Annotated in this window: 21 protein-coding genes; 11 read left to right on the top strand and 10 right to left on the bottom strand. The window is 63.1% G+C overall.

The genetic code is table 11. From position 1 onward, the window contains the following. Positions 1-40: 40 nt before the first annotated feature. From rseP to rpsB, 8 genes are all read right to left on the bottom strand, one after another. Positions 41-1,393, bottom strand: a complete 1,353-nt coding sequence (gene rseP, locus R6G97_RS04510; RefSeq protein ID WP_090346076.1) for an RIP metalloprotease RseP — start codon at positions 1,391-1,393, stop codon at positions 41-43. A gap of 75 nt (positions 1,394-1,468) precedes the next feature. Further along, a complete protein-coding gene (ispC, locus tag R6G97_RS04505; RefSeq protein ID WP_317847847.1) occupies positions 1,469-2,659 on the bottom strand; it encodes a 1-deoxy-D-xylulose-5-phosphate reductoisomerase in 1,191 nt (396 codons plus the stop codon). Further along, complete coding sequence (locus R6G97_RS04500; RefSeq protein ID WP_317847846.1) at positions 2,656-3,471, bottom strand: phosphatidate cytidylyltransferase; 816 nt, start codon at positions 3,469-3,471, stop codon at positions 2,656-2,658. Before R6G97_RS04500 ends, ispC begins: the two co-directional genes overlap by 4 nt. After that, positions 3,471-4,226, bottom strand: a complete 756-nt coding sequence (gene uppS, locus R6G97_RS04495; protein WP_043208866.1) for a polyprenyl diphosphate synthase — start codon at positions 4,224-4,226, stop codon at positions 3,471-3,473. Before uppS ends, R6G97_RS04500 begins: the two co-directional genes overlap by 1 nt. 17 nt (positions 4,227-4,243) lie before the next feature. Next, positions 4,244-4,801 carry a ribosome recycling factor gene (gene frr / locus R6G97_RS04490; protein ID WP_043208868.1) on the bottom strand — a complete coding sequence of 186 codons (558 nt, stop codon included), beginning with the start codon at positions 4,799-4,801 and terminating at the stop codon, positions 4,244-4,246. Further along, positions 4,798-5,541 (bottom strand): UMP kinase, encoded by a 744-nt coding sequence (gene pyrH, locus R6G97_RS04485; RefSeq protein ID WP_043208871.1) that lies wholly within the window; start codon positions 5,539-5,541, stop codon positions 4,798-4,800. Before pyrH ends, frr begins: the two co-directional genes overlap by 4 nt. Before the next feature lie 180 nt (positions 5,542-5,721). After that, positions 5,722-6,585 carry a translation elongation factor Ts gene (gene tsf / locus R6G97_RS04480; RefSeq protein WP_043208875.1) on the bottom strand — a complete coding sequence of 288 codons (864 nt, stop codon included), beginning with the start codon at positions 6,583-6,585 and terminating at the stop codon, positions 5,722-5,724. Between the two features lie 184 nt (positions 6,586-6,769). Then, entirely contained in the window at positions 6,770-7,507 is a 738-nt protein-coding gene (gene rpsB / locus R6G97_RS04475) for a 30S ribosomal protein S2 (protein ID WP_043208878.1), read from the bottom strand. A gap of 331 nt (positions 7,508-7,838) precedes the next feature. Between rpsB and map the strand changes: the two genes are divergently transcribed. The 4 genes from map to R6G97_RS04455 all read left to right on the top strand — a co-directional run bounded on the left by map (position 7,839) and on the right by R6G97_RS04455 (position 13,419). Further along, positions 7,839-8,621, top strand: coding sequence for a type I methionyl aminopeptidase (gene map / locus R6G97_RS04470; protein ID WP_043208882.1), 783 nt, complete (start codon positions 7,839-7,841; stop codon positions 8,619-8,621). 29 nt (positions 8,622-8,650) lie between these two features. Continuing rightward, positions 8,651-11,353 carry a [protein-PII] uridylyltransferase gene (locus R6G97_RS04465; protein ID WP_043208884.1) on the top strand — a complete coding sequence of 901 codons (2,703 nt, stop codon included), beginning with the start codon at positions 8,651-8,653 and terminating at the stop codon, positions 11,351-11,353. A gap of 27 nt (positions 11,354-11,380) precedes the next feature. Then, the gene (gene dapC, locus R6G97_RS04460) at positions 11,381-12,574 is read left to right on the top strand and encodes a succinyldiaminopimelate transaminase (protein ID WP_070572373.1); all 1,194 of its coding nucleotides are present in this window, start codon (positions 11,381-11,383) and stop codon (positions 12,572-12,574) included. Between the two features lie 104 nt (positions 12,575-12,678). Next, positions 12,679-13,419, top strand: coding sequence for a peptidase M12 (locus tag R6G97_RS04455; protein ID WP_139205759.1), 741 nt, complete (start codon positions 12,679-12,681; stop codon positions 13,417-13,419). Between the two features lie 5 nt (positions 13,420-13,424). Here R6G97_RS04455 and R6G97_RS04450 read toward each other — a convergent pair whose 3' ends face one another. Then, a complete protein-coding gene (locus R6G97_RS04450; protein ID WP_043208891.1) occupies positions 13,425-15,071 on the bottom strand; it encodes a Na+/H+ antiporter in 1,647 nt (548 codons plus the stop codon). Positions 15,072-15,340: 269 nt separating this feature from the next. Between R6G97_RS04450 and R6G97_RS04445 the strand changes: the two genes are divergently transcribed. From R6G97_RS04445 to R6G97_RS04430, 4 genes are all read left to right on the top strand, one after another. After that, on the top strand, positions 15,341-15,688 hold the full coding sequence (locus tag R6G97_RS04445; RefSeq protein ID WP_090346071.1) for an ArsC family reductase: 348 nt from the start codon (positions 15,341-15,343) through the stop codon (positions 15,686-15,688). 41 nt (positions 15,689-15,729) lie between these two features. Next, entirely contained in the window at positions 15,730-16,764 is a 1,035-nt protein-coding gene (gene dapD, locus R6G97_RS04440) for a 2,3,4,5-tetrahydropyridine-2,6-dicarboxylate N-succinyltransferase (RefSeq protein WP_043208895.1), read from the top strand. 79 nt (positions 16,765-16,843) lie between these two features. Beyond that, complete coding sequence (locus R6G97_RS04435) at positions 16,844-18,049, top strand: cysteine desulfurase (protein WP_317847845.1); 1,206 nt, start codon at positions 16,844-16,846, stop codon at positions 18,047-18,049. Further along, positions 18,046-18,456, top strand: coding sequence for a SufE family protein (locus R6G97_RS04430; protein ID WP_043208900.1), 411 nt, complete (start codon positions 18,046-18,048; stop codon positions 18,454-18,456). Before R6G97_RS04435 ends, R6G97_RS04430 begins: the two co-directional genes overlap by 4 nt. A gap of 99 nt (positions 18,457-18,555) precedes the next feature. On the opposite strand, the gene tcdA is transcribed toward R6G97_RS04430, so the two are convergent. After that, on the bottom strand, positions 18,556-19,365 hold the full coding sequence (gene tcdA / locus R6G97_RS04425; RefSeq protein WP_317847844.1) for a tRNA cyclic N6-threonylcarbamoyladenosine(37) synthase TcdA: 810 nt from the start codon (positions 19,363-19,365) through the stop codon (positions 18,556-18,558). Between the two features lie 249 nt (positions 19,366-19,614). Here tcdA and R6G97_RS04420 point away from each other — a divergent pair, with 249 nt between their 5' ends. From R6G97_RS04420 to R6G97_RS04410, 3 genes are all read left to right on the top strand, one after another. Then, positions 19,615-22,206, top strand: coding sequence for a glycosyltransferase (locus tag R6G97_RS04420; protein ID WP_102082214.1), 2,592 nt, complete (start codon positions 19,615-19,617; stop codon positions 22,204-22,206). A 179-nt stretch (positions 22,207-22,385) separates the two neighbouring features. Further along, entirely contained in the window at positions 22,386-23,537 is a 1,152-nt protein-coding gene (dapE, locus tag R6G97_RS04415; RefSeq protein ID WP_070572389.1) for a succinyl-diaminopimelate desuccinylase, read from the top strand. Continuing rightward, positions 23,537-24,349 carry a putative RNA methyltransferase gene (locus tag R6G97_RS04410; protein WP_317847843.1) on the top strand — a complete coding sequence of 271 codons (813 nt, stop codon included), beginning with the start codon at positions 23,537-23,539 and terminating at the stop codon, positions 24,347-24,349. Before dapE ends, R6G97_RS04410 begins: the two co-directional genes overlap by 1 nt. Positions 24,350-24,365 lie beyond the last annotated feature (16 nt).

Genomic DNA, 24,365 nt, shown 5'->3' with positions numbered 1-24,365 from the left:
CGATAAGGCGGCAGGTTCGTTCGCAATTGAGCGAAGCTTTTTATAGTCGACCCAGATCGTTGATCAGGGCGAGCAACATCACCCCGATGACCAAACTGATACCGATCTGGACCCCCCAACCTTGCACCCGATCCGAGAGCGGACGACCGCGCGCCAGCTCGATCAGGTAAAACAGCAAATGCCCCCCATCCAGTACTGGAATGGGCAGCAGGTTAAGAACCCCCAGGCTTATGCTCAGGTAGGCCAGGAAATTCAGGAAATCCCCCACGCCCGACTGGGCTGAAGCGCCCGCCACTTTAGCAATGGTTATCGGTCCGCTCAAGTTTTTTACCGAGAGCTCCCCGAACAGCATTTTCTTCAGCGATTCAAGGGTCAGGACGCTCATGCTCCAGGTGCGAGAGAGGCTCTCGCCCACCGCCTCCAACGGCCCGAAGCTCACTTCGCGCAGCATTTCGGCAGGCCATTCGACTCCCTTGACGCCAGCCCCGAGGTAACCCCCAGAGGCCTGCCCTTCCCCGCGCCGCGCAAGGGTTACCGGGACCTCCAGCTGTGCACCATCACGCTCGACGCGCAACTGCACCTTGGCCTCGGGACGTGCGCGAACGCTGTCCACGACCTGCTGCCAGTCCGCCAGAGCAACTCCGTCCAGCGCAAGCAACGTGTCGCCGGTCTTGAGCCCGGCCGCAGCCGCAGGCCCCTTGGGGTCGATCTCGGCGAGAACGGGAGGGATGGCTGGACGCCAGGGGCGCAGGCCAAGGGACTGGATCGGGTCCGGCTCGTCGACGCCCTTGAGCCAGTGATCGAGATTGATTTCATGCTGACGCTCGAGGGTAGCGCCCTCATCGCGCACCCCGACCCGCAAGGTGCCGGTCTCACCAAGGCGGCGCACCAACTGCAAATTGACGGCTGACCAGCCGTTGGTCGGCTTGCCGTCGATCGACACCACTTCCTGGCCCGCGACCAGCCCAGCGGAAGCCGCCAGGCTGCCCGACTCCACCGCACCGATGACCGGACGGACTTGCTGGGTTCCGAGCAGCGCCACGACCCAGAAGAACAGGATCGCCAGGAGGAAGTTGGCGATGGGGCCCGCCGCGACGATAGCGATGCGCTGGCCAACCGGCTTGCGGTTGAAGGATTGACCAAGCAACGCAGGGGGTACCTCTCCCTCACGCTCATCGAGCATCTTGACGTAACCACCCAAGGGAATCGCCGCCACCACGAACTCGGTGCCATGGCGGTCGTGCCAGCGCACCAGCGGCGTGCCGAAACCTACGGAGAACCGCAACACCTTGACGCCGCAGCGCCGGGCGACCCAGAAATGGCCGAACTCATGGAAAGTGACCAATACACCCAGGGCTACCAGGGTGCCGATTATCATGTAGAGCGCTGTCATAACCATCTCCGAATGACGTTCAGCCCATCCCTGGAACTCGCGGCCTGCAAGGCGTGAGCATGCAGGCCACCAGCATCAGTAACCGTGGCGCCTCAACCATTCCCGGGAAAGCTCCCGGGCCCGCTGGTCGGCGGCGAATACCGCATCCAGCGTTGGCAGCGCCACCACCGGTTCCTGGTCAAGCACCTGTTCGATCATACCCGCGATCTCGGGGAAGCGGATACGCCGCTGGAGAAATGCCTCCACAGCCACTTCGTTGGCGGCATTGAGCACGGCAGGGGCACTGTTGCCGGCCTCGGCAGCCTGACGCGCCAGACGCAGGCAGGGGAAGCGCTGTTCGTCGGGGGCCTGGAAGTCCAGACGGGCGATCGCGAACAGATCCAACGGCGCGACACCGGAATCGATACGTTCAGGCCAAGCCAGGGCATTGGCGATCGGCGTACGCATGTCCGGATTGCCCAACTGGGCAAGCACCGAACCATCGACGTAATCCACCAGGGAGTGGATGACGCTCTGTGGATGGACCACCACTTCCACTTTGGCCGGAGCTGCATCGAACAACCAGCAGGCTTCGATGAGTTCCAGCCCTTTGTTCATCATGCTCGCCGAGTCGACAGAGATCTTGCGCCCCATGGACCAGTTGGGATGGGCGCAGGCCTGCTCGGGAGTGACATCCGCCAGCGCGGCGACGGGGGTTTCGCGGAACGGCCCGCCCGAGGCGGTCAGCAGGATACGACGCACGCCCACCTGGGCCAGGCCCCGTCCATGGTCGGTCGGCAGGCACTGAAAGATCGCATTATGCTCGCTGTCAATCGGCAATAGCACCGCGCCGCTGCGCCGCACCGCATCCATGAACAGCGCACCGGACATCACCAGCGCTTCCTTGTTGGCCAGCAATACCTTCTTGCCCGCCTCCACGGCAGCCAGGGTCGGGCGCAGGCCCGCAGCGCCGACGATGGCCGCCATCACGGCATCCACTTCAGATGCACAGGCGACCTGACAAAGACCCGCCTCCCCTTCCAACACTTCGGTGGGGCAACCGGCAGCGCTCAGACCATCACGCAGGCGCGCAGTGGCATCAGCGCTGGGCACCACCGCATAGGCCGGGCGATGCCGCACACAAAGAGCTAGCAGCTCATCGAGACGGGAGTAGCCGCTCAGGGCGAATACCTGGTAACGCTGAGGATGACGCGCGATGACATCCAGTGTGCTGAGACCGATCGACCCGGTGGCTCCCAGCACTGTGATACGTTGCGGACGACTCACATGACACCCCATTCGGCCGCCCAGAGCAGCACGGCGAACATTGGGATCGCCGCGGTCAGGCTATCGATGCGATCAAGCACGCCACCGTGCCCCGGCAGCAGGTTGCTGCTGTCCTTGATGCCTTCGCGGCGCTTGAACATGCTCTCGGTCAGATCACCGATCACCGAAGACATCACCACGACGACGGCGCCCAGCAGCCCAAGCAGTACTTGCCCGAAGCTCCAGTCGCGAACCAGGCCCACTGCAAGGGCGATCAGCAGGCTGACGATCATACCGCCATAGACACCTTCCCAGCTCTTGCCCGGACTGACCTGCGGCGCCAGCTTGCGCTTGCCGAAAGCACGCCCGGCGAAGTAGGCCCCGATATCAGCCGCCCAGACCAGAACCATCACCGCCAGGATCAGCCAGTTGCCCAGCTGCCAATGTTTGAGCAGCACCAACCCCTGCCAGGCCGGCAACAACACCAGCAGCCCGATCAGCAGGCGACAGGCGGCACTGGCCCACAGGTCGCTGGTACGAGGATAGGTAAGGACCAGCCAGGTGGCCAGCGCCCACCAGATCACCGACGCCCCCAAGACCCAGGGTGCGAGATCCGGCATCAGATAGAGCAGCATCAACGCCCCGGCCACCACAGCGGCATAAGCCAGGCGCAGCGGTTGGGCCACCAGCCCTGCCAGCCGCGCCCACTCCCAGGCGCCAATGGTCACCACCAGGCCGATGAACAAGGCGAACTCCCCACCGTTGAGCAGGAAGAAACCACCCAGCGCGATCGGCAGCAGGATCAGCGCGGTAATGATGCGTTGTTTAAGCATTAAGCACGAGCTCCAGCCTCGACCTGCTCGCTGGTCTTACCGAAGCGGCGCTGGCGCGAAGCGAAATCGGCCAGGGCGTTGCGCATGGCCTCGTGTTTGAAGTCCGGCCAGTACAGGTCGGAGAAGTACAGCTCGGCATAAGCCAGCTGCCACAGCAGGAAGTTGCTGATGCGATGCTCGCCCCCGGTGCGGATGCACAAGTCGGGAAGCGGCAGATCACCAGTGGCCAGGCACGTCTGCAGCAGATCGGGCGTGATGTCCTCGGGGCGCAGATGGCCCGCCTGGACTTCACGCGCCAGGCGCTGCGCAGCCTGGGCGATATCCCACTGGCCGCCGTAGTTGGCGGCGACCTGCAGGATGAAGCGGTCATTGCCGGCGGTCAGGGCCTCGGCTTCGCGCATTGCAGCCTGCAACTCAGGATGGAAGCGCGAACGATCGCCAATGATCCGCAAACTGATCTTGTTCTCGTTGAGGCGCTTGGCTTCACGGCGCAGGGCCGTGAAGAACAGCTCCATCAGCGCACCGACTTCATCGGCCGGACGCTGCCAGTTCTCACTGGAGAAAGCGAACAAGGTCAGCACCTCGACCCCGGCCTCGGCACAGACTTCGATCACCGCACGCACGGCATCCACGCCAGCCTTGTGCCCGGCGACGCCGGGCAGCAGGCGTCGCTTCGCCCAGCGATTGTTGCCATCCATGATGATCGCGACGTGACGCGGCACCGAAGGCGATGCCGCTGACTTGGTCTTTTCCATGAGAGAAACCCCTGGCCTCAAACGGCCATCAGGTCCTTCTCCTTGATTTCCAGAGCCTTGTCGACTTCAGCGATGAACTTGTCGGTCAGCTTCTGCAGCTCGTCGGCGGCGCGACGCTCTTCGTCTTCGCTGATTTCCTTGTCCTTGGCCAGCTTCTTGAGATCGGCCAGGGCATCGCGACGCACGTTACGCACCGAAACCTTGGCATCTTCGGCAACGCCACGGGCCTGTTTGGTGTAACCCTTACGGGTTTCCTCGGTCAGGGCTGGCATCGGCACACGAATGGTGGTGCCAGCGCTCGACGGGTTCAGGCCCAGGTCGGAAGTCAGGATGGCCTTCTCGATGGCGGCGCTGAGGTTCTTGTCGTGGGCCACGATCTTCAGGGTACGGGCGTCCTCGACGGTGATAGCAGCCACCTGGTTCAGCGGCATCTCGCTACCCCAGGCCGGCACCTTGACGCTATCCAGGATGCTCGGGTGGGCGCGACCGGTGCGGATCGCCGCCAGGTTGCGGCCCAGGGCCTCGATGGACTTGCCCATGCGCTCCTGAGCGTCTTTCTTGATGTCGTTGATCATGCTTCGCCTTCCTCGATCAGAGTACCTTCAGCGCCACCCACCACGATGTTCAGCAGGGCGCCAGGCTTGTTCATGTTGAATACCCGCAATGGCATCTTGTGGTCGCGGCACAGGCAGATTGCGGTCAGGTCCATGACACCGAGCTTGCGATCCAGGACCTCATCGTAGGTCAGGTGATCGAACTTCTCGGCGTGCGGGTCCTTGAATGGATCGGCAGTGTAGACACCATCGACCTTGGTCGCCTTCAGCACCACATCAGCATCGATTTCGATGGCACGCAGGCAGGCTGCGGAGTCGGTGGTGAAGAACGGGTTGCCGGTACCGGCGGAGAAAATTACCACATCCCCGGAGTTGAGGTGACGAATAGCTTTGCGACGGTCGTAATGATCGGTGACACCGACCATGGAAATGGCGGACATGACCAAGGCCGGGATGTTCGAGCGCTCCAGCGCGTCGCGCATGGCCAGGGCGTTCATCACGGTCGCCAGCATCCCCATGTGGTCACCGGTGACGCGGTCCATGCCGGCTGCGCTGAGCGCTGCGCCGCGGAACAGATTGCCCCCACCGATCACCAGGCCGACCTGGACACCGATACCGACCAGCTGACCGACTTCCAGGGCCATGCGATCAAGTACTTTCGGGTCGATCCCGAATTCTTCCGAGCCCATCAGGGCCTCGCCGCTAAGTTTGAGCAAAATGCGTTTATAGCGAGGTTGGCGACCACTCACCTGCTGGGCCATTGCGAGTCTCTCCTGCGGCGTCTTAAGTAAATTCTGCGCGGGCTGGGTAACAGCCTGCTAACTGTAGCGTGGCACTGCTTCAGCGCCAGCGGAGCCTGGCCGGATAAACCCGGCTCCGGTTTGACAAAGAGGCTGCGCGCGTGAGCGGGCAGCCTCTTTGGGGCGACAGACGAGTCCGTCTTACTGCTTGGCGGCAGCTACCTGGGCGGCAACTTCTTCAGCGAAGTTGTCGACAGGCTTCTCGATGCCTTCGCCGACCTTGAAGTAGGTGAAGGAAACGATTTCAGCACCGGCCTTCTTGGCCAGCTCGCCGACTTTGACTTCCGGGTTCATGACGAACGCCTGCTCGACCAGCGAGGCTTCGGCCAGGAACTTCGAGATACGACCTTTGATCATGTTCTCGACGATGTTTTCTGGCTTGCCAGCGATCTTGTCAGCGTTCAGCTGCAGGAAGACGCCCTTCTCGCGCTCGATGGCTTCGGCCGAGACTTCCGACGGCAGCAGGAACTCTGGGTTCGAAGCTGCAACGTGCATGGCGATGTTCTTGGCCAGCTCGACGTCGCCGCCTTTCAGGACGACAGCGGCACCGATCTTGTTGCCGTGCAGGTAAGCACCGACAACGTCACCTTCAACGCGCGCCAGGCGACGGATGTTGACGTTCTCGCCGCACTTGGCGACCAGGGCTTCACGAGCGGCTTCGCGCGAGGCGATCAGCGGGGCTGCGTCGGTCAGCTTCTGGGCGAAGGCTTCTTCGATGCTTTCAGCAACGAAGTTCTTGAAGTCGTCTTGCAGAGCCAGGAAGTCGGTCTGCGAGTTCACTTCCAGCAGGACGGCGGATTTGCCGTCGGTCTTGACGGCGATAGCGCCTTCAGCGGCAACGTTACCAGCCTTCTTGGCAGCCTTGATGGCGCCCGAAGCGCGCATGTCATCAATGGCTTTCTCGATGTCGCCGCCGGCCTTTTCCAGGGCCTTCTTGCAATCCATCATGCCTTCGCCAGTACGCTCACGCAGTTCTTTTACCAGCGCTGCAGTAATTGCTGCCATTTCAAAATCCTCTTGGAAAGTTTTTCAACCATTCCACCCGCTCATCACGGGCGTTCAATTCTGGAAATCCACTGTCTTGATGTCAGCGCACTACAGGATGCGACGGGATGCTGACAGGAGGATTTCAGGTGGCAAAAAGGGGGCCAAGCCCCCTTTTTGCGTGCCAAGTAGACGCAGGCGTCAATTACTCGGCAGCTGGTGCCGCCGCTTCTTCAGCGTAGACTTCGGTGCCGCCAGCAACGTTGTTGCGGCCACGGATGACGGCGTCAGCCATCGAAGTCATGTACAGCTCGATGGCGCGGATGGCGTCATCGTTACCTGGGATGATGTAATCAACACCTTCAGGGCTGCTGTTGGTATCGACAACGCCGATGACCGGGATGCCCAGCTTGTTGGCTTCGGTGATCGCGATGCGCTCGTGATCAACGTCGATGACGAACAGTGCGTCAGGCAGACCGCCCATGTCCTTGATGCCGCCCAGGCTGCGATCCAGCTTTTCCAGGTCGCGGGAGCGCATCAGGGCTTCTTTCTTGGTCAGCTTGGCGAAAGTGCCGTCTTCGGCCTGGGTTTCCAGGTCGCGCAGACGCTTGATCGAAGCGCGGATGGTCTTGTAGTTGGTCAGCATGCCGCCCAACCAGCGGTGGTCAACGTATGGCGAACCGCAACGAGCAGCTTGCTCGGCGACGATCTTGCCAGCGGAACGCTTGGTGCCGACGAACAGGATCTTGTTCTTGCCCTGGGCCAGGCGCTCTACGAACGACAGAGCGTCGTTGAACATCGGCAGGGTTTTTTCCAGGTTGATGATGTGGATCTTGTTACGCGCGCCGAAAATGAACTTGCCCATTTTCGGGTTCCAGTAACGGGTCTGGTGGCCGAAGTGCACACCGGCCTTCAGCATATCGCGCATGTTGACTTGGGACATGATAGTTCCTTGATAAGTCGGGTTGGGCCTCCACGTATCCCAATGACCAACCCACGAGCCCATCGGACTCGGAGCACCCAGGCCATCGTGTCGACACGTGTGTGGGTTTGAGCTTCCGGAGGACCTCCCCCGAAAGCGGCGCATTTTATACCACAGACCGCGAGCGAACGGAACCCAGTCAGAACAGTTCGAATCGACAAGCGACAAGCAAAAGCAAATCGCATGCAGACGGCTGCAGCTTGCAGCTCAATGCTAGGTTTGAAGCCACCCTCTGATAGAATATGGCCTTTCCCGTTTGTTCGCGCCCTCGCGGCGCCGTAGAGAGCCCGTAATGACCGTCACCATCAAGACCGCAGAAGACATCGAGAAGATGCGCATCGCCGGCCGCCTGGCCGCCGAAGTCCTCGAGATGATCGAGGAACACGTCAAGCCCGGTGTCACCACCGAAGAACTGGACCGCATCTGCCACGACTACATCGTCAATGTCCAGCAGGCCATTCCGGCACCGCTCAACTACAAAGGCTTTCCCAAGTCGATCTGCACCTCGATCAATCACGTCGTCTGCCACGGAATCCCCAACGAGAAGCCGCTAAAGGACGGTGACACCATCAACATCGACGTCACCGTGATCAAGGATGGCTACCACGGCGATACCAGCCGTATGTTCCATGTCGGCACCGTCGCCCCGTGGGCCGAGCGTCTGTCCAAGGTGACCCAGGAGTGCATGTACAAGGCCATCGAGCTGGTCAAGCCGGGTTGCCGCCTGGGCGACATCGGCGAGGTCATCCAGAAGCACGCCGAGAAGAATGGCTTCTCCGTGGTCCGCGAGTTCTGCGGTCATGGCATCGGCAAGGTGTTCCATGAAGAGCCGCAAGTGCTGCACTACGGCCGCGCCGGCACCGGCATGGAACTCAAGGAAGGCATGACCTTCACCATCGAACCGATGATCAACCAGGGCAAGGCCGACACCAAGGTGCTGGGCGACGGCTGGACCGCCATCACCAAGGACCGCAAGCTCTCGGCACAGTGGGAACACACCATTCTGGTGACCGCTACCGGCTACGAGATCTTCACCCTGCGCAAGGACGACACCCTCCCGCGCACCTCGGCCTGACGGGGCCAATCACACAGGAACGCGACTCGATGACCCAGGTGGATCCCGAGCTGTTCGACCGCGGCCAGTTCCAGGCGGAACTGGCCCTCAAGGCTAGCCCCATCGCTGCCTTCAAGAAGGCCATCCGCCAGGCGGGCACGGTGCTCGACCGGCGCTTTCGGGAAGGCTGCGAGATCCGCCCTCTCATCGAGGCGCGCGCCTGGTTCGTCGACAACATCCTGCAACAGGCCTGGAACCAGTTCGACTGGCGCGACCAGGCCGGCATCGCCCTGGTGGCCGTCGGCGGCTACGGCCGTGGCGAGCTGCACCCCTGGTCGGACATCGACCTGCTGATCCTGCTCGACAGCGCCGAGCATGAGCAGTACCGCGACGCCATCGAGCGCTTCCTGACGCTGCTCTGGGACATCGGGTTGGAGGTCGGCCAGAGCGTACGCACGGTCGATGAATGCGCCGAACAGGCCCGCGCCGACCTGACGGTCATCACCAACCTGATGGAAAGCCGCACCATCGCCGGCCCTGAAGCCCTGCGCCAGCGCATGCTGGATGTAACCAGCACCGAGCACATGTGGCCGAGCAAGGAGTTCTTCCTGGCCAAGCGCGCCGAACTCAAGGCCCGTCACCACAAGTACAACGACACCGAATACAACCTCGAGCCCAACGTCAAAGGCTCTCCGGGCGGTCTGCGCGACATCCAGACCGTCCTCTGGGTGGCCCGCCGCCAGTACGGCACCCTGAACCTTCATGCCCTGGCCGGCGAAGATTTCCTGCTGGAAAGCGAGAACGAGCTGCTGGCTTCGTCCCAGGCGTTCCTGTGGCGCGTGCGCTATGCCCTGCACATGCTTGCAGGGCGCGCCGAGGACCGCCTGCTGTTCGACCATCAGCGCAGCGTCGCCGCTCTGCTCGGTTACAGCGACGAGAACCCCAAGCGGGCCATCGAACAGTTCATGCAGCAGTACTACCGGGTGGTGATGAGCATCAGCCAGCTGTGCGACCTCATCATCCAGCACTTCGAGGAAGTCATCCTCGCTGACGAAGACAGCGGCACCACCCAGCCGCTCAATGCTCGCTTCCGCCTGCACGATGGCTACATCGAAGCGGTCAACCCGAACGTGTTCAAACGCACGCCGTTCGCCATGCTGGAGATCTTCGTGCTGATGGCACAGCACCCGGAGATCAAGGGCGTGCGCGCCGACACCGTGCGCCAGTTGCGCGAACACCGTCACCTGATCAATGACAAGTTCCGCAACGATATCCGCAACACCAGCCTGTTCATCGAGCTGTTCAAGTGCGAAATCGGCATCCATCGCAACCTGCGGCGCATGAACCGCTACGGCATTCTGGGCCGCTACCTGCCGGAATTCGGCCTGATCGTCGGGCAGATGCAGCACGACCTGTTCCACATCTATACAGTCGATGCCCATACCCTCAACCTGATCAAGCACTTGCGCAAACTCCAGTACACCCCGGTGTCGGAGAAATTCCCGCTGGCCAGCAAGCTCATGGGCCGCCTGCCCAAACCCGAGCTGATCTACCTCGCCGGCCTGTATCACGACATCGGCAAGGGACGCCAGGGCGACCATTCAGAGCTGGGCGCGGTGGATGCCCAGGCGTTCTGCAAGCGCCACCAATTGCCGGCGTGGGACAGCAAACTGATCGTCTGGCTGGTGCAGCAGCACCTGGTGATGTCCACCACCGCCCAGCGCAAGGACCTCTCGGACCCGCAGGTGATCAACGACTTCGCCCTGCTGGTGGGCGACGAGACGCGCCTGGATTACCTCTACGTACTGACCGTGGCCGATATCAACGCCACCAACCCCAGCCTGTGGAACTCCTGGCGCGCCAGCCTGCTGCGCCAACTCTACACCGAGACCAAGCGCGCCCTGCGCCGGGGCCTGGAAAACCCGCTGGACCGCGAGGAGCAGATCCGCCAGACGCAGACCGCGGCGTTGGATATCCTGGTCCGCGAAGGCACCGACCCGGACGACGTGGAGCAGCTCTGGGCTCAGTTGGGCGACGACTACTTCCTGCGCCACACCGCCGCCGACGTCGCCTGGCACAGCGACGCGATCCTCCAGCAGCCAGCCGATGGCGGCCCCCTGGTACTGATCAAGGAAACCACCCAGCGCGAGTTCGAAGGTGGCACGCAAATCTTCATCTATGCGCCGGACCAGCACGACTTCTTCGCCGTGACCGTAGCCGCGATGTCCCAGCTCAACTTGAACATTCACGATGCGCGGATCATCACCTCCAGCAGCCAGTTCACCCTCGATACCTATATCGTCCTGGACAACGACGGCGGCTCGATCGGCGACAACCCGCAGCGGGTCAAGCAGATCCGCGATGGCCTGACCGAAGCCCTGCGCAACCCTGAGGACTACCCGACCATCATCCAGCGTCGGGTGCCACGACAACTCAAGCACTTCACCTTCGCTCCCCAGGTGACCATCCACAATGACGCCCAGCGGCCGGTGACCATCCTCGAGATCACCGCGCCCGATCGACCTGGCCTGCTGGCCAGGGTCGGCAGGATCTTCCTGGAGTTCGACCTGTCGCTGCAGAACGCTAAGATCGCCACACTGGGCGAACGCGTGGAAGACGTGTTCTTCATTACCGATGCCGACAACCAGCCGCTGTCCGACCCGCAACTGTGCCTTCGTCTGCAGGAGGCCATTATCAAGCAGTTGCAGGCTGGCCAAGCCAGCGACGCCAGCCCGACCCGCGTGACCTTTTAACGATTAGATTGACGAGACCTTGCGCCGATGAACCATGCCCTGACCCAGCTTCAGCCCTACCCGTTCGAAAAACTCCGCGCCCTGCTGGGCAGCGTGAAGCCTGCGGCGGACAAGCGTGCCATCGCCCTGTCGATCGGCGAGCCGAAGCACGAATCGCCGGCGTTCGTCGCCCAGGCCATGGCCGACAACCTCGACAAGCTGGCGGTGTATCCAAGTACGATCGGCCTGCCAGCCCTGCGCCAGGCCATCGGCCAGTGGTGCGAGCGACGCTTCGGTGTACCGGCCGGCTGGCTCGATGCCGACCGTCATATCCTGCCGGTCAATGGTACCCGCGAGGCGTTGTTCGCCTTCACCCAAGCCGTGGTCAACCGCGCCGATGACGGCCTGGTGGTCAGCCCCAACCCGTTCTACCAGATCTACGAAGGCGCGGCCCTGCTGGCGGGCGCTACGCCGCATTACCTGCCATGCCTGGAAAGCAACGGTTTCAACCCTGACTTCGACGCTGTGCCGGTCGAGGTCTGGAAGCGTTGCCAAATCCTCTTCCTGTGCTCGCCCGGCAATCCCACCGGCGCCCTGGTGCCAATGGAGACCCTGAAAAAGCTGATTGCCTTGGCCGACGAGCATGACTTCGTGATTGCCGCGGACGAGTGCTACAGCGAGCTGTACTTCGACGAAGAGGCGCCGCCACCCGGTCTGCTCAGCGCCTGTGCCGAGCTGGGCCGCAGCGACTTCGCCCGCTGCGTGGTGTTCCACAGCCTGTCCAAACGCTCCAACCTGCCGGGCCTGCGCTCCGGTTTCGTGGCGGGCGATGCCAAGATCATCAAGCCATTCCTGCTCTATCGCACCTACCACGGCTGTGCCATGCCGGTGCAGACCCAACTGGCGAGCGTGGCGGCCTGGCAGGACGAAGCTCACGTGCGCGAGAACCGCGACCAGTACCGGGCCAAGTACGACGCGGTGCTGGACATTCTCCAGCCGGTGATGGACGTTCAGCGTCCCGACGGCAGCTTCTACCTGTGGGCCAAGGTGCCCGGCTGCGATGCCGACTTCACCCGCGACCTGTTCGAAGCCGAGCATGTGACTGTGGTGCCAGGCTCCTATCTGTCTCGTGAGGTGGACGGGGTCAACCCTGGCGCTGGCCGCGTGCGCATGGCGCTGGTCGCACCGTTGGCCGAGTGCATCGAGGCGGCAGAACGGATTCGCGCCTTCCTGACGCGCTGAGAGGCGACGGGTCGGGCAGCGAACTGTCGGTGAGCAATAAGTACCGCACATAGCCACCGGCAACAGGAAAAGCTCCGCATCTTTGACCTAGCGGAGCTTTTCCCTTGACCTCATTGATCTTTCCTCGTCGGCGCGCACCTCTGGACATGCGCCAAGCACATGCCCTGGCGATCGCCGAAAACCCTCGCAACGCTGGCAATGCACCGTTGGCCAACCGCCGTAAACGCGCCCTTGGCGTGCATGGCAAGCTCTGGCGTCCGGGCCGTACCCTTTGGGTCTCGTTCCTAGGCTCGACTGACCGGCGCCTGAAAACCGATATCTTCGACCTGGCCAGCCAATGGCTGGACGAATCCGACGCCAACCTCTCGCTCGACCTTGCGCTGGATGACGACCCACGTGCACAGATCCGTGTACGTGCCCACCCATCGCTGATACACAACGAATCGCTCGTGGGCACAGACGCGCTGACGACCAGGGGCGAAACCATGAACCTGAACGTTGTACCGGCGCAGGCAAGTTTCGAACACGTCGTGCTGCATGAATTCGGCCACGCCCTGGGCGCGGAGCACGAACATCAGCACCCTGGCGCAAACATTCCCTGGAACCTGCCCGAAGTGCTGAAAAGCGTCACCGCGATGCCCGGCTGGACGCACCAGCACGTCATGGAGGAAATGATCGGCACACGTGACGACGTCGGCCTGGTAAAGACCGACTACGACCCCGGCTCAGTCATGCACTACCCAGTTCCCCAGGCCTACACCTTGGGGGACTGGGAAGTTGGGCTGAACAGTCAGCTGAGCGGAAAAGACCTGGCATTCATGCGCCTGGCCTATCCCCATGACTGATGTCCTCAGCGCACTTGGCCCAGGTTCGCCTCGCTGAGGTCTAGCTCGCCCAACACCTGGCGCACCACTTCATCGCCCACCAAGTGCTGGCGATGCAGGTTGTACAGTTCAAGCCGCTGGGCGCGCAGCGCACGTAGACGCAGGCGACGTTCCAACAGGTCCATCTGCTCGGCCAGGGCCCGGGCCTCTGCCGAGTCGTTGTAGCTGTCCAGCTCATCACGGTATTCGGCCATCAGACGCGCCTTCAACTCGGTGGCCATGGTGGCTTGGGTTGCATCCTGAGCGGCGTTGGCATCAATCACTTCTTCCGCCTCCAGCGCGTGGATCGCCGCTTCTGCCGTGCGTCGCCAAGCCTCTTGGACTTCCTGGCGCAAGCGATCATCCGGGCTGCGGGTAACGCCGCGCAGCAGGATCGGCAAGGTGATCACCGCGCAAATCAGTGACAGCAGGATCACCCCAGCGGCAATGAAGATGAGCAGGTCGCGCTCGGGGAAGGCCTTGCCGGCCCCCATCAGCAAAGGTATCGACATCACACCGGCCAGGGTCACGGCGCCGCGCACCCCGCCCAAGGTCAGCAACCAGCAGGAGCGAGCCGTCGGCAGCAGCACCAGTTCAGGCTTGCCGCGCCAGCGCCGCACGACCCCAATGGCGCGCCAGATGCTCTGCACCCAGACAAAACGCAACAGGATCAATGCCGCGAAAATCGCGACCACGTCCAGGCAGCGCCAAGCCAGGGTCGGCCACACCGTGGCTTCATCGGTGACCACGGCCTTGACGATGTCCGGCAACTGCAACCCGAGCAACAGGAAGATCAGGCCATTGAAGGCAAACTCCAGCAGGGACCAGACGCTGCGGTTAAGCAGACGTGTGCTGGTCTGGCGCGGTAACAGGTCGAGCCAGCTCTGCATCATGCCCGCCGCCACCGCCGACAGGATGCCCGACACTCCCAGGCGCTCGGCCAGCACATAAGCGGCGAACGGCAGCAGCAGCATGAACACCACATGGGTCGCTGGGTCATCCCAGCCCCGGGCGATCATCCACATGCGCAGGCGCCCGACCAGCCAGCTCAATACCACCCCCACGCCCAGCCCACCCAGAGCGACCAGCACGAACGTGAGGCTGGCATCGGCCAAGGAAAACACGCCAGTGATAGCTGCGACGAGGGCAAACTTGAAGGTCACCAGGCCCGAGGCGTCGTTCATCAGCGCCTCCCCCTGGAGCATGTGCATCAACGGCGTGGGCAGGCGGTCCTGGGTGATGGCCGACACCGCCACCGCATCGGTAGGCGACAGCACCGCCGCCAAGGCGAACGCCACCGGCAGGGGAATGCTGGGCAGCAGCCAGTGGATGAAGTAACCCGCACCGACCACGGTGAACAGCACCAGGCCCACTGCCAGCGCCACCACCGGACCACGGATGCGCCAAAGCTCACGCTTGGGCATGCGCCAGCCATCGGCGAACAGCAAGGGCGGCAGGAACAGGAACAGGAACAACTCCGGATCCAGCGCAACGTGCAGCCCGAGGGTCGGCCAGGCCAGCAAAGCGCCGGCGCCGATCTGCACCAGCGGAAGCGGCAGCGGAATCACCCGCCCCACCAGTTTCGACAAGCTCACCAGCATCAGCAGGATTAGGACGGTATAGGCTGACTGCATCGGCAAAGCTTCCTCTTTGAACGGACAAACGACAGCGCAGGCGAGATAGCCTTTGAAACAATATGTTAGCGGTGCTCCGCTACCTAGAGCCGCTGCACGATAGTCGCAGCTGCCCTGCCAATATGTAACACAATGCTACTCCTCTCGATGCGACAACCCTGCGCGACCACAGCCGTGGCGCTCAATGGAACGATGCCGCATAATCCGGCGACTGACTTTCGGGAGAACATGGGGAGGATTGGGGAAGCCAACGATCCCCGATGAATTCAATGGCTTACACTCTCTACGGCATCAAAGCCTGCGACACCATGAAGAAGGCCCGTACCTGGCTTGACGAAAACGCCGTCAGCTACGCCTTCCATGACTACAAGACTCAGGGCATCGACCGCGACAGCCTGAACCGCTGGTGCGAGGAGCACGGCTGGGAAGTGATCCTAAATCGCGCCGGCACCACCTTCCGCAAGCTGGACGACGCCAGCAAGGCCGATCTCGACCAGGCCAAGGCCGTCGACCTGATGCTGGCCCAGCCTTCGATGATCAAGCGCCCGGTGCTCGATCTTGGTAACCGCACCCTGGTGGGTTTCAAGCCCGACCTGTACGCCGCGGCACTGGCCTGAACCGCCTTCGCTTCAACCCCTTATTCGCATGAGGTAATTGCATGTCCACTACCCTGTTCAGCCTGGCCTTCGGTGTCGGCACCCAGAACCGCCAGGGCACCTGGCTGGAAGTCTTCTACGCTCAGCCTGTCCTCGCCCCGAGCGCTGAGCTGGTCGCAGCCATCGCGCCGATCCTCGGCTACGAAGGCGGCAACCAGGCCATTGCCTTCAGCAACGCCCAGGCCGCCCAGTTGGCTGAAGCCGTCAAGGGCGTGGACGCCGCCCAGGCCGCACTGCTGACCCGCCTGGCCGAAAGCCATAAGCCGCTGGTCGCCACCGTGCTGGCTGAAGACGGCGCCCTGACCTCCACGCCAGAGGCGTACCTGAAGCTGCACCTGCTTTCGCACCGCCTGGTCAAGCCACACGGCGTGAGCCTGGCCGGTATCTTCCCGCTGCTGCCGAACGTCGCCTGGACCAACCAGGGCGCGGTCGACCTGAGCGAGCTGGCCGAATTGCAACTGGAAGCGCGCCTCAAAGGCGAGCTGCTGGAAGTGTTCTCGGTGGACAAGTTCCCGAAGATGACCGACTACGTGGTTCCAGCTGGCGTGCGTATCGCCGACACCGCCCGTGTACGCCTGGGCGCCTACATCGGCGAAGGCACCACCATCATGCACGAAGGCTTCGTCAACTTTAACGCTGGCACCGAAGGCCCAGGCATGATCGAAGGCCGCGTCTCCGCAGGCGTGTTCGTCGGCAAGGGCTCGGACCTGGGCGGCGGCTGCTCGACCATGGGTACCCTGTCCGGCGGCGGCAACATTGTCATCAAAGTCGGCGAAGGTTGCCTGATCGGCGCCAATGCCGGTATCGGTATCCCGCTGGGCGACCGCAACACCGTGGAAGCTGGTCTGTACATCACTGCCGGTACCAAAGTGAACCTGCTGGACGAGAACAACCAACTGGTCAAGGTAGTCAAGGCGCGCGACCTGGCCGGCCAGACCGACCTGCTGTTCCGTCGCAACTCGCTCAACGGCGCGGTGGAGTGCAAGACCCACAAGTCGGCCATCGAGCTGAACGAGGCGCTGCACGCCCACAACTGAGAACCTGCCCGGGTTTGAAGTGATAAGATCGGGGCTGACGTCATGTCAGTCCCGATTTTTCATTCCAGGCCCCGCGATCATGTTCCAGCCCTCCCCCTGGCGTGCCGACTTCCCCGCCATCGCCGCCCTGCAACGCCAGCACCAGACCTACCTGGACAGCGCCGCCACCACGCAGAAACCTCAAGTTTTGCTCGATGCCCTGAGCCATTACTACGGCCATGGCGCAGCCAACGTGCATCGTGCCCAGCACCTGCCTGGCGCGCTGGCGACCCAGGCCTTCGAGGCTAGCCGCGACAAGGTAGCCGCTTGGCTCAACGCCGCAGATTCCCGGCAGATCGTGTTCACCCATGGCGCCACCTCGGCCCTCAACCTGCTGGCTTATGGCCTGGAATACCGCTTCGAAGCAGGCGATGAGATCGCAATCAGCGCCCTGGAACACCACGCCAACCTGTTGCCCTGGCAGCAACTGGCGCGACGGCGCGGTGTGCGCCTGGTAGTGCTGCCACTGGGCGAACATGGCCGCATCGATCTGGACCAAGCCCTGCAACTGATCGGCCCGCGCACCCGGTTGCTGGCGGTCAGCCAGCTATCCAACGTGCTGGGCACCTGGCAGCCACTGCCGGCCCTGCTCTCCCACGCGCGCGCCCAAGGCGCGCTGACGGTGGTCGACGGTGCCCAAGGCGTTGTGCATGGCCGCCATGACGTGCAGCAACTGGGCTGCGACTTCTACGTATTTTCCAGCCACAAACTCTATGGCCCCGAAGGCGTCGGTGTGCTCTATGGCCGTCCGCAGGCACTGGAGCAGCTGCGTCACTGGCAATTTGGCGGTGAGATGGTGCAACTGGCCGACTACCAAAGCGCCAGTTTCCGTCCGGCACCGCTGGGTTTCGAGGCCGGCACGCCGCCGATCGCCGGAGTCATTGGCCTTGGGGCGACCCTCGACTACCTGGCCAGCCTCGACGCCACCGCCGTGGCCCACCATGAGACCAGCCTCCATCACTCCCTGCTGCGCGGCCTGGGCGATCGCGAAGGCATCCGCATCCTGGGCACGCCACAAGCGGCCCTGGTGAGCTTTGTGGTAGAGGGTGTGCACAATGCCGATATCGCTCATCTGCTCACCGAGCAAGGTATTGCCGTACGCGCCGGCCACCACTGCGCCATGCCACTGCTCAAAGGGCTGGGCCTGGAGGGGGCGATTCGCGTGTCCCTGGCCTTGTACAACGACAGCGACGACCTGCAGCGGTTCTTCGATGCCCTGGATCAAGGCCTGGAGCTGCTGCGATGAGCCTGCCTACCGCCGCCAGCCAGGCGCTGGAGCACTTCGAACAGGCCCGGGGTTGGGAGCAGCGGGCGCGGTTACTGATGCAATGGGGCGATCGCCTGGAGCCGCTGACAGAAACACAGCAAACCGATGAGCATCGTGTGCACGGCTGCGAAAGCCTGGTGTGGCTGGTGGCCGAGCACGTCGACGGCCAGTGGCACTTCAAGGCCAGTAGCGACGCGCGTCTGCTGCGCGGGCTGTTGGCGCTGTTGCTGGTGCGGGTGCAGGGCTTGCCCAGCGCGGAGCTGGCGCAGGTCGATCTGCGCGGCTGGTTTACCCAGTTGGGGCTGGAACGTCAGCTCTCGCCGTCACGCTCCAATGGCCTTCATGCGGTGTTGCAGCGAATGGCTGAATTGGCGGGCCGTCAGTGACTGGGGACTCTTCGCCGGTAAACCTGCGAAAGGGCTCCTCAGGCCACTGTCATCCCTGGCCCCTCGGCCCGATGGGGCAGGCGGCGAGCAATCACTGGCTTACTCGGCCTTGACCCGCTCCGAAGGCCGTCGGGCACCGCCCACCAGTTTTTCCACCGCCTTGCTCGCCGCGACCATGCCGAAGGTTGCGGTGACCATCATCACTGCCCCGAAGCCGCCAGAGCAGTCCAGGCGCACGCCCTCGCCCACGAAGCGCTTTTGCAGGCACACGCTGCCATCACCCTTGGGGTAGCGCAGCTGCTCGCTGGAGAACACACAGGGCACACCGTAGTTGCGCGATACATTGCGCGAGAAGTTGTAGTCGCGCCGCAGGGTCGAGCGTACCCGCGAGGCCAGCGGGTCATTGAAGGTCTTGTTCAGATCGCCGATCTGGACCTGGGTCGGGTCGATTTGCCCGCCCGCGCCGCCGGTGGTGACGATAGCGATCTTGCGACGACGACACCAGGCGATCAGTGCGGCCTTGGCCATCACGCTGTCGATGCAGTCGATGACGCAATCGAGATTTTCAGTGATGTACTCGATCATGGTGTCGCGGGTAACGAAGTCAGCCACCGCATGCACGGTACAGGCCGGGTTGATCGCCCGCAGGCGCTCGGCCATGACCTCGACCTTGGGCCGTCCGACTTGCCCTTCCAAGGCATGAGCCTGGCGGTTGGTGTTGCTCACGCAGACATCATCCAGGTCGAACAGGGTGATCTCGCCAACACCACTGCGGGCCATGGCTTCGGCGGCCCAGGACCCGACCCCACCGATACCGACGATCGCCACGTGGGCCCGGCGCAGGCGCTCCAGGCCTTGCTCGCCATACAGCCGGGCAACGCCGGCGAAGCGTGGATCTTCTGTGCTCATGATCACCCCCTGAAAAAACGGCGCGCATTATAAGCCAACAGGCGGGCCCTGGGGCTTTCGTGCTGCCCGCTCACCGCACCTGGCAGCCCTTGCGAGGCGCTGGTTAGTAAAGCCCCTACAAATCCTGCTTTAATATCCCACTTATCGCAGTGGTCCTGAGCAATAGCCGAGCGGCTTCAGAACTTCATCTCCGGCGGGAAATCCAAGCCATTGCCCGCCCCCGCTCTCCTTTCGGAATCTGAAACATCTATGTCATCACGCAAATTCGGTCTCAACCTGGTAGTGGTCCTGGCCATTGCCGCGCTGTTCACCGGTTTCTGGGCGCTGATCAACCGTCCAGTGTCTGCCCCCGCCTGGCCGGAGCAGATCTCTGGTTTCTCCTATTCGCCGTTCCGCCTCGGGCAAAGCCCGCAAAAGGGGCAGTACCCCAGCGACGAAGAGATCCGCCAAGACCTAGAACAGATGAGCAAGCTGACCGACAGTATCCGCATCTATACCGTCGAGGGCACCCAGGCCGACATACCGCGCCTTGCCGAAGAACTTGGTCTACGCATCACCCTGGGGATCTGGATCAGCCCGGACCTGGAACGCAACGAACGCGAAATCGCCAAGGCGATCGAACTGGCCAATACCTCCCGCAGCGTGGTTCGGGTCGTGGTGGGCAACGAGGCGCTGTTCCGCAAGGAGGTCACGCCCGAGGCGCTGATCGGGTACCTGGACCGGGTGCGTGCTGCGGTCAAGGTGCCGGTCACGACCAGTGAACAGTGGCACATCTGGAAGGAAACCCCCGAACTGGCCAAGCATGTCGACCTGATCGCCGCACACATCTTGCCCTATTGGGAATTCGTGCCGATGAAGGACTCGCTACAGTTCGTTCTCGACCGCGCCCGCGAACTCAAGCATCAGTTCCCCCGCAAACCCCTGCTGCTTTCCGAAGTCGGCTGGCCAAGCAACGGCCGCATGCGCGGCGGGGCCGACGCGACCCAGGCCGACCAGGCCATCTACCTGCGCACACTGGTCAACACGCTAAACCGACGGGGCTACAACTACTTCGTCATCGAGGCTTACGACCAACCCTGGAAAGCCAGCGACGAAGGCTCGGTGGGTGCCTACTGGGGCGTGTACAACGCCGCGCGCCAGCAGAAGTTCAACTTCGAGGGGCCGGTCGTGGCCATCCCGCAGTGGCGCGCCCTGGCGGTGGCGTCTGTAGTACTGGCGATGATTGCCCTGACCGTACTGCTGATCGACGGCTCGGCACTGCGCCAGCGCGGTCGCACCTTCCTCACGTTCATTACCTTCCTGTGCGGATCGGTGCTGGTGTGGATCGCCTACGACTACAGCCAGCAATACAGCACCTGGTTCAGCCTGACCGTCGGCGTGCTCCTGGCCTTGGGCGCATTGGGCGTGTTCATCGTGCTGCTGACCGAAGCCCATGAACTGGCCGAAGCGGTCTGGATCCACAAGCGCCGGCGCGAGTTCCTGCCGGTGCAAGGCGATTCGGCCTATAGGCCAAAGGTGTCGATCCATGTGCCGTGCTACAACGAGCCGCCGGAAATGGTGAAACAGACTCTGGATGCCCTCGCCGCCCTGGACTATCCGGACTACGAAGTGCTGGTGATCGACAACAACACCAAGGATCCGGCCGTCTGGGAGCCGCTCAAGGCCCACTGCGAACGCCTGGGCGAACGCTTCCGCTTCTTCCACGTCGCACCGCTGGCCGGTTTCAAGGGTGGCGCGCTGAACTACCTGATCCCTCATACGGCCAAGGACGCCGAAGTGATCGCGGTGATCGACTCGGACTACTGTGTCGACCGCAACTGGCTCAAGCACATGGTGCCGCACTTCGCCGACCCGAAGATCGCCGTGGTGCAGTCGCCCCAGGACTACCGCGACCAGCACGAAAGCGCTTTCAAGAAGCTGTGCTACAGCGAATACAAGGGCTTCTTCCACATCGGCATGGTCACTCGCAACGACCGAGACGCGATCATCCAGCACGGCACCATGACCATGACCCGACGCTCAGTCCTGGAAGAGCTGGGCTGGGCCGAATGGTGCATCTGCGAGGATGCCGAGTTGGGTCTGCGGGTGTTCGAGAAGGGGCTTTCGGCCGCCTACGCCCACAACAGTTATGGCAAGGGCCTGATGCCCGACACCTTCATCGACTTCAAGAAACAGCGTTTTCGCTGGGCCTATGGCGCCATCCAGATCATCAAGCACCATGCCGCCGCGCTGTTGCGGGGCAAGGGCAGCGAACTGACCCGTGGCCAGCGCTACCACTTCCTCGCCGGCTGGCTGCCGTGGATCGCCGACGGCATGAACATCTTCTTCACTGTCGGTGCCCTGCTCTGGTCGGCGGCGATGATCATCGTTCCACAGCGGGTCGACCCACCGCTGATGATCTTCGCCATCCCGCCACTGGCGCTGTTCTTCTTCAAGGTCGGCAAGATCATCTTCCTCTATCGCCGCGCAGTCGGCGTGAACCTCAAGGATGCCTTCGCCGCCGCGTTGGCCGGGCTTGCTCTGTCGCACACCATCGCCAAGGCGGTGCTGTACGGCTTCTTCACCAGCAGCATGCCGTTCTTCCGCACCCCGAAGAATGCCGACAGCCATGGCTTGCTGGTGGCGATTTCCGAGGCGCGCGAGGAGTTGTTCATCATGCTGCTGCTCTGGGGCGCTGCGCTGGGCATCTATCTGGTCCAAGGCCTGCCGGGGGCGGACATGCGCTTCTGGGTGGCGATGTTGTTGGTGCAGTCGCTGCCTTACCTGGCGGCGCTGGTGATGGCAATGCTGTCATCCTTGCCGAAGCCTGGGGATGAGGCCGTCGAGGCCAAGGCTACCTGACACAGGGGCTGGCCGGGTCACGCCCTGTGGGAGCGCCTCCAGGGTTAGCGATGACTTCTGTCGGAGCGGCCTTGTGTCGCGAAGGGGCCGCAGCGCGGCCCCATTCCCAGTGCCCGTCTTATTCATTTGATATAAGATAACGCCCCTGTTTTCCCGCCCGCCTTGCCCCGGAGTCCTTCATGACGGCCCCAGCCGAGCTTTCGCCTACCCTTCAACTGGCCTGCGACCTGATCCGTCGCCCCTCGGTCACTCCCGTCGATGCCGACTGTCAGGCCCAGATGATGCAGCGCCTGGGCGCCGTCGGTTTCGAACTCGAGCCGATGCGTATCGAGGACGTCGACAACTTCTGGGCCACCCACGGCAACCAGGAAGGCCCCGTGCTGTGTTTTGCCGGCCACACCGACGTGGTCCCCACCGGCCCGGTGCAAGCCTGGCAACATGAGCCTTTCGAAGCCCTGATCGATGCCGATGGCATGCTCTGCGGCCGTGGCGCCGCGGACATGAAAGGCAGCCTCGCCTCGATGGTGGTGGCCAGCGAACGCTTCGTGCGGGACTACCCGAACCACCGCGGCAAGGTCGCCTTCCTCATCACCAGCGACGAGGAAGGCCCGGCGCACCATGGCACCAAGGCCGTGGTCGAACGCCTCAAGGCACGCAACGAGCGTCTGGACTGGTGCATCGTCGGTGAACCTTCCAGCACCAGCCTGCTGGGCGATGTCGTGAAGAACGGCCGTCGCGGCTCGCTCGGCGCCAAGCTGACCGTACGCGGCAAGCAAGGCCACGTGGCCTATCCGCACCTGGCGCGCAACCCGATCCACCTGGCCGCGCCGGCCCTGGCGGAACTGGCCGCCGAACACTGGGACGAAGGCAATGCGTTCTTCCCGCCGACCAGTTTCCAGATCTCCAACCTCAATTCCGGTACCGGCGCCACCAACGTGGTGCCGGGCGAGCTGACCGCGCTGTTCAACTTCCGCTTCTCCACCGAATCCACGGTCGAGGGCCTGCAGGCTCGCGTGGCAGCAATCCTCGACAAGCATCAGCTGGAGTGGAGCATCGACTGGGCGCTGTCTGGCCTGCCATTCCTCACCGAGCCGGGCGAGCTGCTCGATGCGGTTTCGGCCAGCATCAAGGGCGTGACCGGTCGTGATACCCAGCCCTCCACCAGCGGCGGTACCTCCGACGGGCGCTTCATCGCGACCCTCGGCACCCAGGTGGTCGAGCTCGGCCCGGTCAACGCGACCATTCACCAGGTCGACGAACGCATCCTGGCCAGCGACCTCGATCTGCTGACCGAGATTTACTACCAGACCCTGGTACGGTTGCTCGCCTGATGCTCGCCTGCCCGCTCTGCCAGGCCGCCCTGACGCGGCTCGACAACGGCGTGGTGTGCCCCGCCGGGCATCGCTTCGACCGTGCCCGCCAGGGCTACCTGAACCTGCTGCCGGTGCAGCACAAGAACAGCCGCGATCCAGGCGACAACCAAGCGATGGTCGAAGCCCGCCGCGACTTCCTTGATGCTGGCCACTACGCGCCTGTCGCCCGGCGCTTGGCTGAACTGGCCGCCGAACGCCAGCCCGGCGCCTGGCTCGACATCGGTTGCGGCGAAGGCTATTACACCGCGCAGATCGCCCAAGCGTTGCCGCACGCCCAAGGCTATGCGCTGGATATCTCCCGCGAGGCGGTCAAGCGCGCGTGCCGCCGGGCCCCGCAGGTGACCTGGATGGTCGCGAGCATGGCTCGCGTGCCGCTGCTCGATGCCAGCTGCCAATTCATCGCCAGCGTGTTCAGCCCGCTGGACTGGCAGGAGGCCAAGCGCCTGCTCAGCCCCGGCGGCGGGCTGATGCGGGTGGGGCCGACCAGCGGCCATCTGATGGAACTGCGCCAGGTGCTCTACGATGAAGTACGGCCTTACGCCGATGACAAGCACCTGGCCCTGATTCCCGAGGGCATGCATCACGCCCATGGCGAAGTGCTCGAGTTCCGCCTGAGTCTGGCCGAGCCCAAGGCTCGCGCCGACCTGCTGGCCATGACACCGCACGGCTGGCGCGCCAGCGCCGAAAGACGCGCACGAGTGATCGACCAGCCCGAGCCGTTCGACGTGACGGTTTCCATGCGTTATGACTATTTCGTGCGCCAAGACTGAGCACACCCGGAGCCTT

This window comes from Pseudomonas sp. HTZ2, assembly GCF_033173945.1.
Lineage (GTDB): Bacteria > Pseudomonadota > Gammaproteobacteria > Pseudomonadales > Pseudomonadaceae > Aquipseudomonas > Aquipseudomonas guariconensis.
The sequence above is the reverse complement of the archived record's forward strand: the minus strand, read 5'-3'. Positions and strand labels throughout refer to the sequence as shown.

Excerpts from the sequence above, each read along its gene's own strand:
- rseP (WP_090346076.1), bottom strand. The coding sequence starts at position 1,393 with ATGACAGCGCTCTACATGATAATCGGCACCCTGGTAGCCCTGGGTGTA.
- R6G97_RS04500 (WP_317847846.1), bottom strand. The coding sequence starts at position 3,471 with ATGCTTAAACAACGCATCATTACCGCGCTGATCCTGCTGCCGATCGCG.
- uppS (WP_043208866.1), bottom strand. The coding sequence starts at position 4,226 with ATGGAAAAGACCAAGTCAGCGGCATCGCCTTCGGTGCCGCGTCACGTC.
- frr (WP_043208868.1), bottom strand. The coding sequence starts at position 4,801 with ATGATCAACGACATCAAGAAAGACGCTCAGGAGCGCATGGGCAAGTCC.
- pyrH (WP_043208871.1), bottom strand. The coding sequence starts at position 5,541 with ATGGCCCAGCAGGTGAGTGGTCGCCAACCTCGCTATAAACGCATTTTG.
- tsf (WP_043208875.1), bottom strand. The coding sequence starts at position 6,585 with ATGGCAGCAATTACTGCAGCGCTGGTAAAAGAACTGCGTGAGCGTACT.
- rpsB (WP_043208878.1), bottom strand. The coding sequence starts at position 7,507 with ATGTCCCAAGTCAACATGCGCGATATGCTGAAGGCCGGTGTGCACTTC.
- map (WP_043208882.1), top strand. The coding sequence starts at position 7,839 with ATGACCGTCACCATCAAGACCGCAGAAGACATCGAGAAGATGCGCATC.
- R6G97_RS04465 (WP_043208884.1), top strand. The coding sequence starts at position 8,651 with ATGACCCAGGTGGATCCCGAGCTGTTCGACCGCGGCCAGTTCCAGGCG.
- dapC (WP_070572373.1), top strand. The coding sequence starts at position 11,381 with ATGAACCATGCCCTGACCCAGCTTCAGCCCTACCCGTTCGAAAAACTC.
- R6G97_RS04450 (WP_043208891.1), bottom strand. The coding sequence starts at position 15,071 with ATGCAGTCAGCCTATACCGTCCTAATCCTGCTGATGCTGGTGAGCTTG.
- R6G97_RS04445 (WP_090346071.1), top strand. The coding sequence starts at position 15,341 with ATGGCTTACACTCTCTACGGCATCAAAGCCTGCGACACCATGAAGAAG.
- dapD (WP_043208895.1), top strand. The coding sequence starts at position 15,730 with ATGTCCACTACCCTGTTCAGCCTGGCCTTCGGTGTCGGCACCCAGAAC.
- R6G97_RS04435 (WP_317847845.1), top strand. The coding sequence starts at position 16,844 with ATGTTCCAGCCCTCCCCCTGGCGTGCCGACTTCCCCGCCATCGCCGCC.
- R6G97_RS04430 (WP_043208900.1), top strand. The coding sequence starts at position 18,046 with ATGAGCCTGCCTACCGCCGCCAGCCAGGCGCTGGAGCACTTCGAACAG.
- tcdA (WP_317847844.1), bottom strand. The coding sequence starts at position 19,365 with ATGAGCACAGAAGATCCACGCTTCGCCGGCGTTGCCCGGCTGTATGGC.
- R6G97_RS04420 (WP_102082214.1), top strand. The coding sequence starts at position 19,615 with ATGTCATCACGCAAATTCGGTCTCAACCTGGTAGTGGTCCTGGCCATT.
- dapE (WP_070572389.1), top strand. The coding sequence starts at position 22,386 with ATGACGGCCCCAGCCGAGCTTTCGCCTACCCTTCAACTGGCCTGCGAC.
- R6G97_RS04410 (WP_317847843.1), top strand. The coding sequence starts at position 23,537 with ATGCTCGCCTGCCCGCTCTGCCAGGCCGCCCTGACGCGGCTCGACAAC.